Source organism: Mesorhizobium sp. M1A.F.Ca.IN.020.03.2.1 (assembly GCF_004023205.1).
In the GTDB taxonomy this organism is placed as follows: domain Bacteria; phylum Pseudomonadota; class Alphaproteobacteria; order Rhizobiales; family Rhizobiaceae; genus Mesorhizobium.
Genome location: NZ_RZSV01000256.1, coordinates 1 through 7,130, shown reverse-complemented (window position 1 = coordinate 7,130; position 7,130 = coordinate 1). Strand labels below are relative to the sequence as shown.

Below are 7,130 nucleotides of genomic sequence, written 5' to 3'. Positions count from 1 at the left end.
GTGCGGATGACAGCATCCTTTCCGAACAGGCGCCGTTCGTAGAAGACCTTGTCGCCCTTGACGCCAGAAACCACCGCCCAATTCTTCCCGGACTTGCTGTAAGTGATCTTGTAGCCCGGCCCGGTGTTTGCCTTTTCGTCGGCGACGAAGCCCTTCGGAGTGTCGTTGTCGATGTTATAAATGCCCGAGCAGGTCAGGCTGGCGCCGTCGGGCGCGCTCCATTGCTGCCCATCGCCGTTTTCTGGCTCGGGCAAGCGGTCGCTGAAAATCTCGTCGGGAAAGGTGCAGGACGTGCCGAAGCGCGCATTGACGTAGGTGAACGGCTTTGCGATTGCCGCTGTCGTCGCAATCGTCAGCAATGAGAAGGCGATCACCAAAGGCGCGCCCTGGACGAGATGAACACACTTCATGATGCCCCCAAGGTCCGTGACCGAGGGTGATCCTGCACCAAATCGGAGAAAAAATCAGCCGCCGGTGACGCTCATATGGCGCGATACCGAGGGTCGGCTGGTGCGGCGGTCGATGACGAAATCATGGCCCTTCGGCTTGCGCCCGATCGCCTCGTCTATGGCCTCGCCGACCAGCTCATTGCCTTCGGAGGCGCGCAGCGGCGCTCTCAGGTCGGCGGCGTCCTCCTGGCCGAGGCACATATAGAGCGTGCCGGTGCAAGTCAGCCGGACGCGGTTGCAGCTTTCGCAGAAATTATGCGTCATCGGGGTGATGAAACCGAGCCGACCGCCGGTCTCGGCGACCTGGACATAGCGGGCAGGGCCGCCGGTCTTATAAGGAATGTCGGTCAGCGTGAACTGGCGCTCAAGCGAGGCGCGCAGCAGCGACAGCGGCAGATACTGGTCCGTGCGGTCGGCGTCGATCTCGCCCATCGGCATGGTCTCGATGACCGTCAGATCCATGCCGCGACCATGCGCCCAGCGCAGCATCTCCGGTATTTCAGCGTCGTTGAAGTCGCGCAGCGCCACGGCATTGAGCTTGACCTTCAGGCCCGCCGCTTGCGCGGCGTCGATGCCTTCCATGACCTTGCCGAGATTGCCCCAGCGGGTGATCTGGCGGAATTTGTCGGCGTCGAGCGTGTCAAGCGAGACATTGATGCGCTTCACGCCGCAGTCGGCGAGCTCGGCGGCAAAGCGCGACAGCTGCGAGCCGTTGGTGGTGAGCGTCAGCTCTTCCAGCGCGCCGCTCTCAAGATGCCGCGACAGCTGGCGAACCAGGTGCATGATGTTCTTGCGCACCAGCGGCTCGCCGCCGGTCAGCCTCAGCTTCCTGACGCCCTTTTCGATGAAGACGCTGCAGAGCCGGTCGAGCTCCTCGAGCGAGAGCAGATCCTTCTTGGGCAAAAAGGTCATGTCCTCGGCCATGCAATAGGTGCAACGGAAATCGCAGCGGTCGGTAACCGACACGCGCAGATAGCTGATCGTGCGACCGAAGGGGTCGATCATGTCCATTGCAAGCGCTTCCGTGGCCTGAGCAGCGTCGTTATATACGGCTATGTGATACGATCCAACCGCGCATTCAAGATAGAAGCTCTCGATCTTTGGTAACATTCCCCGACCGACATTCTCTGTCGGCTGCCTTCTATCACCTTTTCGCACTGCGCGAACCGGCGTAGGGAAGGGCGCAACGCATATAGGAAGAAACATGACGGCGCCGAAGGAACTCAGGGTCTCGAAGGACCGCAAGCTGCTCACCGTGACCTTTGCCGGGCATCAGCCGTTCGAACTGCCGGCGGAGTTCTTGCGCGTGGCCTCGCCTTCTGCCGAGGTGCAGGGCCATTCGCCGGATCAGCGCGTGACTGTGCCCGGCAAGCGCAATGTCGCGATTCTTAAGATCGAGCCGGTCGGCAATTACGCGGTGCGCATCACCTTCGACGATTTCCACGACACCGGCATCTTCACCTGGAACTATCTTCACACGCTCGGGCATGAAAAGGACGAGCGCTGGAACGCCTACCTCGCCGAGCTGGCCGAGAAGGGGCTCAGCCGCGACCGCTAGCCTGGCGCCAAGACGTTTGACTGGGTGTCGTCAAAGCGTCATGGACATAGAGTAGCGCCGGCAAAAGGTCAGGAGGCTGAAAAGATGTCGCTCATCACATCGGTCGAACAGCTCGAAGCCCTCTACGGCCTGCCTGGCGAGGCCTCGGTCGTCAAGGAGCTTGACCATGTGATCCCCGAATATGCAGCCTTCATTGAAGCCTCGCCTTTCGTGGCGCTGGCGACCTGCGGGCCGGAGGGGCTGGACTGCTCGCCGCGCGGCGATCTCGCCGGCTTCGTGCGCCTCCTGGACGAAAAAACGCTGATGATGCCCGACAGGCGCGGCAACAACCGCGCCGATTCGCTGAAGAACATCATTCGCGATCCGCGCGTCGGGCTGCTCTTCCTTGTGCCGGGCTCCGGCACGACGCTGCGCGTCAACGGCCGCGCCCATATCACAGCCGATGCCGAGCTTTGCGCGTCCTTCATGGTCGATGGCAAGCCGGCTGGGTCGGTCACCGTTGTCGCCGTCGACGCGGTCTATTTCCAGTGCGCACGCGCCATCGTGCGCTCGGAGCTCTGGAACCCGGCAAAGCATGTCGACCCGAAGTCGCTGCCGACGCCCGGCCAGATCCTCGAGATCACCAGCCGCAGGAATATCAATGGCGCCGCATATGACAAGGAATGGCCGGAGCGGGCAAAGAAGACCATGTGGTAGCGGCCTCGAGAGCGCCCGGTCAGGCCTCCTTCAGGACATCGGCGATCTTGCGCATCTGCTCGCCGATCATGTCGCACTGCTCCGGCGTCGACTGGCTCATTGCCTTCTCGATGAGCGCCATATGCACTTTCAGCGCCCGCATCAGCAGGGCCTCGCCGGCTTCGGTGAGGTTCAACCGCAGCACCCGCTTGTCCTTTTCGTCGCCCTCACGACGCAGCAGGCCGCGGGCTTCCAGTTGCGGCAACAGCATCGTGATGTTCGAGCGGCCGACCAAGAGCTTGCGGGCAAGGTCGTGCTGCGACATCCCGGGATGACGGTAGAGGTTCATCAGCACGTCGAGCTGCGCCGGTTTGAGGTCGAGCGGCGCCAGCTTCACCGCCAGCGTGCGCTCCAGCACATGGCAGGCGCGCGCCACCGCAACCCAGTTGCGGAAGCGCGGATTGTCCCAGGGCAGCTCTTGCTTAATGTTCATGTTTGAACTATTATGTTCATGCTTGAACGAATGGTTGGACCGACACTATGGCATCATTTGGATTGAAGGTCATCCGAGGCGTCTTCGGCGCGGCCGAGCATGTCGCGCCGCGTCTCAGTGGCCGCGCCGCGTTCGAATTGTTCTGCCGCACGGCAAACGTCAAGGCCTTGAGCGATGGCGAGCGCCGCGCGGTCGAGCGCGCTGCAGGCTTCATGGCCGAGGCGCGCCATCACCGGCTGAAGACGAAGGCGGATTGCGTTGCGGTGCATGAGTTCCGGCCGGGGCCGGGCAGGGGCTCCCGCGGTACCGTGCTTGTCATCCATGGCTGGCGCTCGCGCACCGAATATATGCGAACTCTGATCGATGGGTTTCGCGACGCCGGCTACAAGGTGGTCTCGCTTGACCTGCCGGGCCACGGCCATTCGCTCGGCCGACATCTCAACATGGTGACCGCGGTCGACGCCGTGCGAGTCGCAGGCGAATGGTTCGGCCCGTTTGCCGCTGCCGTCGGCCATTCCTTCGGCGGCGCCGTCGCCGCCAATGCGGTTGCCGCTTCGGTGAAAGGCATGCCGCCGCTTGCGGCCGAGAAACTGGTTCTAATCGCGGCGCCGAGCTCGCTGCCGGCGATCTTCGACGATTTCAGCCACCGGCTCAATGTCGGGCCGCGCTCTCGGGTCGCCATGGCGGATCGGGTGAAGCATTTGTCGGGACGGCCGCTCAGCGATTTCACGGGCGACCGCCAGCTCGCCGAGACTCCGGTGCCGACGCTGATCATTCATGCGCCGGACGACCGCGAAGTCCATGCCGATCACGCAAAACGATATGCGGGAGCCGGCGATCATGTGAGCTTGCATTGGGCCGAAGGGCTTGGCCACCGCCGCATCCTTGCCGACAAGGATGTCGTCGCGCGCGCCGTGGGCTTCGTCGCCGAGGAACGGCAACCGGCGCTGCATTGAAAATGACTGCGGGAGACGCCTGCTGGCGTCTTCCGTCCGTAGTTGCGAATGGCTCAGTCGGCCTTCTTCTTCTGCCCTGGCTCGACCGGCAGGCCGGCAGCCTTCCAGGCTGTGTAGCCGCCAAGGATGTGTTTGACCGGGGCGAGACCCATGTCCTGCGCCGTCTTGGTCGCCAGCGCCGACCGCCAGCCGCCGGCGCAGAAGAAGACGAAGGTCTTGCCGGAGGCGAAGAACGGCTTGTGGTAAGGGCTTTCGGGGTCGATCCAGAATTCGAGCATACCGCGCGTCACATGCTTGGCGCCGGGAATCTTGCCGTCGCGCTCGACCTCGCGGGGGTCACGTAGGTCGACGAAGATGGTGCCGTCATCCTCCAGCAGCCCGGCAGCTTCCTCAGGCGAAACCACCTCGATCTCGGCATTCGCCTCGTCGAGAAGTTCGCGATATCCCTTCTTCACTGCGCATCCTCCAGGCCATGGCTCGCGCCCGCCGGAATTTCGATCATAAAGACTGCTGTTTGTCACGGGCCGATGTTTGTCAGGAGGGAAGGTCGGCCATGGTCGCCAAGGCCGCACAGCGCCAACGCCTGATTGTTACCGAGGCGTCTGAAACCGGGAGCCGCCCTGCCGCATTGTGTCTCACACGGATGTGAAACTGTTCTGCAACACGGTCGCGAAAATTTATGGAAGCTTAACGGAATCAGTATGAATCGGTACAGTCGCGCATTACATCCGCCATGCGGAGGGCGGGACCGTCTAGCGGCGCGGAACGGGAAACCGGTTTCAACCGGTGCGGGTGAAGCATGAAAATCCTCGGGAACAAAATGGCCGTCATGCCGATCGCGATCGCGACGGCGCTTGCCTTCGGCCAGCAGCCGGCGAGCGCGCAGGGGCTGTTCGACATGCTGTTCGGCGGCGGCATCCGGCACAATTCCCAAGGAGAATTTCCGCCGCCGCCGAAGCCGCGCAAGGTGCAGCCTGGCACAGGCGGTAGCGTCAGGATCAGCAGCCCGACCTACAATACCTACAGGGCCGACAAGCTTGTGCGCGTCGACTTCAAGTCGCTGCTGCCCGCTCCGCCGCCCGCGACCGCGCAAGATGCTGCCTTTGTGCCCTCCGTAACCGGAAGCGCGTTCCGCGACGCGCTGGCGGGCCTGAGCGATTATGAACTCTTTGCCGAGCCCGATACCGCCAAGGCGCTCATCGCCTACTATTCGGCCAATCCGGATTTCATCTGGGTGACAGGGGATGCACCCAACAGCAGGGCGCAGGATGCCGTGCGGGTGCTTGGCGGAGCGGCGAGCTATGGCCTGACGCCTGCCGATTATTCCGTCGATGTTCCTGCGGCGGCCACGAATGCCGCCTTGCCCGAAGCGCGGACCAAGGAACTGGTTCGCTTCGAGATGGCGCTATCGGCGCGCGTGCTGCGCTACGCCCATGACGCCCAGAGCGGCCGAGTCGATCCGAACCGCATGACCGGCTATTACGATTTTCCGGGCAAGCCGCTCGATCTCGAAGGCGTGCTGAAGACGCTGGCGCACACGCGAGAGGTGCGCACCTATCTCGAATCGCGGCACCCGCAGAACCCTGAATATCAGGCGCTGCGCGTCGAGTTGGAGTCGCTCCAGGCAAGCGAGGAGAACGAGATCGTCGTCGATCCGAAGCTGCTCCTGAAGCCCGGTGAAAGCAGCCCGGAACTGCCCAAGCTTTTGACTTTGATCGCGCGCAACCTCGATGACGAGATGGGCGGTGACTTTGGCGAGACCCTCGCCCGGCTCGGCAAGAGCGAGGTTTACGATCCTGAACTGGTGCCAGTGATCAAGGCGGTGCAGAAGCGGGCCGGCATGAAGGGCGACGGCGTCATCGGCCCGCGTACCGTCGCCTCGCTCGCCGGAACGTCCAAGGCCGACAAGGTCGAGAAGGTCATGGCGGCGCTTGAAGAGCTGCGCTGGCTCCCCTCCGATCTTGGCAGCCCGCGCGTCTTCATCAACCAGCCGGCCTTCACCGCAAGCTACATCGACAACGGCGAGGAGAAGCTGAAGACCCGCGTGGTCATCGGCAAGGTCACCAACCAGACCGCATTTTTCTACAACCAGATCAAGCAGGTCGACTTCCACCCCTATTGGGGCGTGCCGCAGTCGATCATCGTCAACGAGATGCTGCCGAGGCTGCGCAGCGATCCGGGCTATCTGGACCGCGCCGGCTATGAGGTGACGGATTCCAGCGGCAGGCGAGTTCCCTCTGCGGCGGTGGACTGGGGCGCCTACGGTGCCAAAATCCCGTTCAGCGTGCGCCAGCAGCCGAGCGAGGCCAATGCGCTTGGCGAGTTGAAGATCCTCTTCCCCAACAAGCACGCCATCTACATGCACGACACGCCGCAGAAGTCGTTCTTCGGGCGCGACATGCGCGCGCTGAGCCATGGCTGCATACGCCTGCAGGATCCGCGCGGCATGGCGGCCGCTGTGCTCGGCACGTCGGTCGACGACATCGCCGAGAAGCTGAAGCATGGTCATTCGACCGAGAATGTCACGCGCGTCATCCCGGTCTATGTCGCCTATTTCACCGCTTGGCCGGACATGTCCGGCAAGGTCGAATATTTCGACGACGTCTACGATCGCGATTCGAAGCTGATGCAGGCGCTGGATGCGACCGAAGCGGTGCGCGCACCGTCAACCTAAGCGCTCGATGAGCGGCCGCCTGAAACCGGCATCACGTCCGGCAATGAGCCAATAAACGAAACCGGCCACCAGCCCGGCCGCGACGATGATGCCAAGGTCGGCCCAGCGTTCCGGATCGTGCGGCGCGCCCGGCGAGAGCAGCATGAAACCGGCGGCCGCAACCACGCCGCCGAACAGCATATGCAGCCAGAAGCTCCGCAACGAGAAGACCTCGGCAATAAGCGCAAAGATCAGAGTCTGCATGCCGGTCGCCACGATCGTCAGGAAATAGACGAACATGCCAAGCGGCGGCACGACCATCACGGCGACGGGTGTGAACTGCATC

9 protein-coding genes are annotated in these 7,130 nt (G+C 63.0%); 4 read left to right on the top strand and 5 right to left on the bottom strand.

Translation table 11 applies throughout. From position 1 onward, the window contains the following. A partial coding sequence (locus EOA79_RS27350; RefSeq protein ID WP_245489942.1) for a hypothetical protein occupies nt 1–374 on the bottom strand: 374 nt, incomplete at its 3' end. 90 nt (nt 375–464) lie between these two features. Further along, nucleotides 465–1,460, bottom strand: coding sequence for a GTP 3',8-cyclase MoaA (moaA, locus tag EOA79_RS27345; protein WP_095825398.1), 996 nt, complete (start codon nt 1,458–1,460; stop codon nt 465–467). Nucleotides 1,461–1,653: 193 nt separating this feature from the next. Here moaA and EOA79_RS27340 point away from each other — a divergent pair, with 193 nt between their 5' ends. Next, nucleotides 1,654–2,007, top strand: coding sequence for a DUF971 domain-containing protein (locus EOA79_RS27340; RefSeq protein ID WP_066989863.1), 354 nt, complete (start codon nt 1,654–1,656; stop codon nt 2,005–2,007). Nucleotides 2,008–2,091: 84 nt separating this feature from the next. Continuing rightward, a complete protein-coding gene (locus EOA79_RS27335) occupies nt 2,092–2,703 on the top strand; it encodes a pyridoxamine 5'-phosphate oxidase family protein (protein ID WP_095825399.1) in 612 nt (203 codons plus the stop codon). 19 nt (nt 2,704–2,722) lie between these two features. Here EOA79_RS27335 and EOA79_RS27330 read toward each other — a convergent pair whose 3' ends face one another. Further along, complete coding sequence (locus EOA79_RS27330; protein ID WP_067320018.1) at nt 2,723–3,175, bottom strand: MarR family transcriptional regulator; 453 nt, start codon at nt 3,173–3,175, stop codon at nt 2,723–2,725. Nucleotides 3,176–3,222: 47 nt separating this feature from the next. On the opposite strand from EOA79_RS27330, the gene EOA79_RS27325 reads away from it, so the two are divergent. Continuing rightward, complete coding sequence (locus EOA79_RS27325; protein ID WP_095825400.1) at nt 3,223–4,131, top strand: alpha/beta hydrolase; 909 nt, start codon at nt 3,223–3,225, stop codon at nt 4,129–4,131. 53 nt (nt 4,132–4,184) lie between these two features. Here the strand turns inward: EOA79_RS27325 and EOA79_RS27320 are convergent, their stop codons facing one another. Continuing rightward, nucleotides 4,185–4,586 carry a rhodanese-like domain-containing protein gene (locus tag EOA79_RS27320; protein WP_066989852.1) on the bottom strand — a complete coding sequence of 134 codons (402 nt, stop codon included), beginning with the start codon at nt 4,584–4,586 and terminating at the stop codon, nt 4,185–4,187. A 344-nt stretch (nt 4,587–4,930) separates the two neighbouring features. Here EOA79_RS27320 and EOA79_RS27315 point away from each other — a divergent pair, with 344 nt between their 5' ends. Next, nucleotides 4,931–6,805, top strand: a complete 1,875-nt coding sequence (locus EOA79_RS27315) for a murein L,D-transpeptidase (protein ID WP_095825401.1) — start codon at nt 4,931–4,933, stop codon at nt 6,803–6,805. Here EOA79_RS27315 and EOA79_RS27310 read toward each other — a convergent pair. Further along, nucleotides 6,797–7,130 (bottom strand): hypothetical protein (locus EOA79_RS27310; RefSeq protein ID WP_128293468.1); only part of this gene is annotated, 334 nt, incomplete at its 5' end. The genes EOA79_RS27315 and EOA79_RS27310 overlap by 9 nt on opposite strands.